Origin of the sequence: Paraburkholderia sp., assembly GCF_035656215.1 — a bacterium.
Lineage (GTDB): Bacteria > Pseudomonadota > Gammaproteobacteria > Burkholderiales > Burkholderiaceae > Paraburkholderia.
Genome location: NZ_DASRSY010000473.1, coordinates 1 through 2553 on the forward strand (window position 1 = coordinate 1; position 2553 = coordinate 2553).

General features: G+C 59.6%; 4 protein-coding genes. 1 reads left to right on the forward strand and 3 read right to left on the reverse strand.

Going from position 1 to position 2553, the window contains the following annotated elements; all coding sequences use genetic code 11:
* Positions 1–1077 (forward strand): four-carbon acid sugar kinase family protein (locus VFE81_RS27850; RefSeq protein ID WP_325047658.1); only part of this gene is annotated, 1077 nt, incomplete at its 5' end.
* A 94-nt stretch (positions 1078–1171) separates the two neighbouring features.
* Here the strand turns inward: VFE81_RS27850 and VFE81_RS27855 are convergent.
* The 3 genes from VFE81_RS27855 to VFE81_RS27865 form a co-directional block, all read right to left on the reverse strand.
* Positions 1172–1327 (reverse strand): DUF3309 family protein, encoded by a 156-nt coding sequence (locus tag VFE81_RS27855; protein WP_201073954.1) that lies wholly within the window; start codon positions 1325–1327, stop codon positions 1172–1174.
* A gap of 307 nt (positions 1328–1634) precedes the next feature.
* A complete protein-coding gene (locus VFE81_RS27860; RefSeq protein ID WP_325047659.1) occupies positions 1635–1919 on the reverse strand; it encodes a DUF3303 domain-containing protein in 285 nt (94 codons plus the stop codon).
* 336 nt (positions 1920–2255) lie between these two features.
* Positions 2256–2483, reverse strand: coding sequence for a hypothetical protein (locus tag VFE81_RS27865; RefSeq protein ID WP_325047660.1), 228 nt, complete (start codon positions 2481–2483; stop codon positions 2256–2258).
* Positions 2484–2553: the final 70 nt, after the last annotated feature.

Here is a 2553-nt window from a genome sequence, read left to right on the forward strand (position 1 = left end):
GATAGCGCGCCGCAGACCGGCAGCATCGGCGTCGCAATTCGCACGTTGAGAGCGTACTGTGCGAATCCGTTGGTCGCGGTGGTGGGTGGCCAACCGAATCTGCGTCGCTATTGCGTGTTCGGCGAGCTGTTCGCGGCGGCTGGTGCGGACGATCATCAACAGTCGATCTACAGAATCGACCGCCATCCGACTATGAGCCGTCACCCCGTCACGCCGATGAATGAAGCGGATTTGCGAGTCCATCTGCAGCGCCAGGGGCTGGAAAATGTGCAATCGATCGACTGGCGTTGCTATGCACTCGACGACGAGGCGCTGCAAACAGAGCTGACAAGCAGACTCGAATCGAAACCTGACGCCGTGCTATTCGACGTGCTCGATGACTCGCATTTGCGTGCGGTTGGTCAAATGATTGCACGTCATGCCACAGCGCAAGCGCCATTGCTTGCGGTTGGGGCTAGCAGTGTCGCGCAAGCTTATGCGTCTGCATTCAACGATGCGGCTAAATGTAGAGAAGTCAATGCTGCGCCCGCATCGCTGGCTCGTGCACGTGGACCGGTGTTCGTGCTGGCCGGCAGTCTTTCGCCCTTGACTGAAGTGCAGATCGCCGCCGCGCATTCTTATCTGCGTGTGCAATTGGATCCGCTGCAAATGACCGGTGATGCTGCGTCGGACTATCTGGCCTCGCGCGTCGCTGCAATCGCAGGACCATTGCGCGACGGCCGCAATGTGCTCGCTTTCACGACGCGCCGCGCTGCGCGCGCGGAGGACGCTACACACAGCGCGTTGCCGCACCTCGCCCATGCGTGTGCCGCGTTGCTACAAGCGGTACTCAGTAAGGTGAGATTGCAACGCATCGGAATTGCAGGCGGCGATACATCGAGCTTCGCCGTCCGCGCACTCGACGCGTGGGGGCTGTCGTATCTCGCGCCTTTGTCGGCAGGCGTCACGGTTTGCCGCCTGCATGCCGATCGAAGTGAACTCGACGGCATGGAGATCATGCTCAAAGGCGGTCAAATGGGCGACGCCGATCTGTTCGAGCAACTGCTGAACGGCTACAACACCTTACCCACTGTGTGAATTAGCGTCGGCCGCCGGATACCTATGCAGCGAACTGCATCGATATCCGCCGGGCGGCTCGGTTCGAACTGCTGACCCGAGTGCTTCTATCCGGCTATATCACGCCTGCGACGACCAGCACGATCACGACGATCACCACGATGCCGATACCGCCCGTCGGCGCATAACCCCATGAACGGCTATGCGGCCACGTCGGAAACGCACCGATGAGGAGAAGGATCAGCACAATCAGAAGAATAGTTCCCAACATATTAATTACCTCCGCTTGGGTTGATAGGACCTTCCGGTCACGACAGCCATGCAGCACGCAGTTAGGCGCGCTTGCGAAAAGGCAGTATCGATGACTTGACTCAGCAAGTCATGTGCCCAAAGCGAAAATCGCGGCGTGAATTGTTTAAAACGGCCGTTGACTTTCCGCGCTCGTGTGACGCGTGCTGTTCCGACAATCAACAGATGAGTGGTTCAACTCACATATTGAGATCTCTCTCGTCGTGTAGAAACACCTCTTCACAAGAGGCGTGTCGAGGCTACGCGTCGTGGCGATCTTATTTGCCCACTTATTTGCGCGCGGCCTGATGCGCGCCCAATGCCGCGCCGAGGTCCTCATCAGTCATCGCGGGGAAGATGCTCATTGTCAGTAAATCGCCCCATTCGAGCGCCAGCGCCGACAGTCCGCGCGTATCTTCCGCCTCGACGACCGCGAAGCCATGCAATCCGCCGATCGCATGCCAGCGCCCCAGCAGTTTGACACCTTCAGGCGCCTGGCCACCGGTTTTCATGAAGCGCTCGACGACGGAATTCTCCGCAGTCGGCAGGCCGTTCCATTGCACGATGAATTTCATTGCGTGTCTCCAGTTGAATTGCGATGCCTGCTCGTGGCACGGCAATCGTCGTCCGTGCTGCGTGACGCCTTTGTATGCCGCTCGCCGCCAGGAAATCGTGGCTGGCGCGTTTGTTTCCAATTGCAAGCATCTCGCGCGTCCTATAAGAAGGACCTTTAAATACGGCTGTCGAAGATGTCAGTGTCGATCTGGTTCGAAGCGCGCCATGCAGGGTGCCGGCATAACCGGCACAACCGGCCCGCATGCGGATGGCAAGCGGATCAAGCGCATATGCATCAAACGCAAACGGCACGCGCGTTAGGCGCGTGCCGTTGCTGCGAGTGTCTGAGCGGCGGTCTAGCCGCGCGACGAATTGCGCGCCACGGTAGCAGCGGCCACATCGGCAATGGTCTGATGTGCCGCGGGAAAACCCGGCGGATAGTCGACAACGCGTGCGGATCTCGGCACCACCTGCACGGCGGCGCTCGCACGCGCTCCAATCCGTGCGCCACCAACAATCGCGGCCATCGCCTCACGGTCGAGTTCGACGCTATCGGTGAGATCTTTGATAACGAGCTTTGCCATGGCGGCTCCAGGGAAGGGATCGAGCCGGCGGCTGGTGGGATTCTCCAGCCACCGCCCGGGTGTGTCTTTA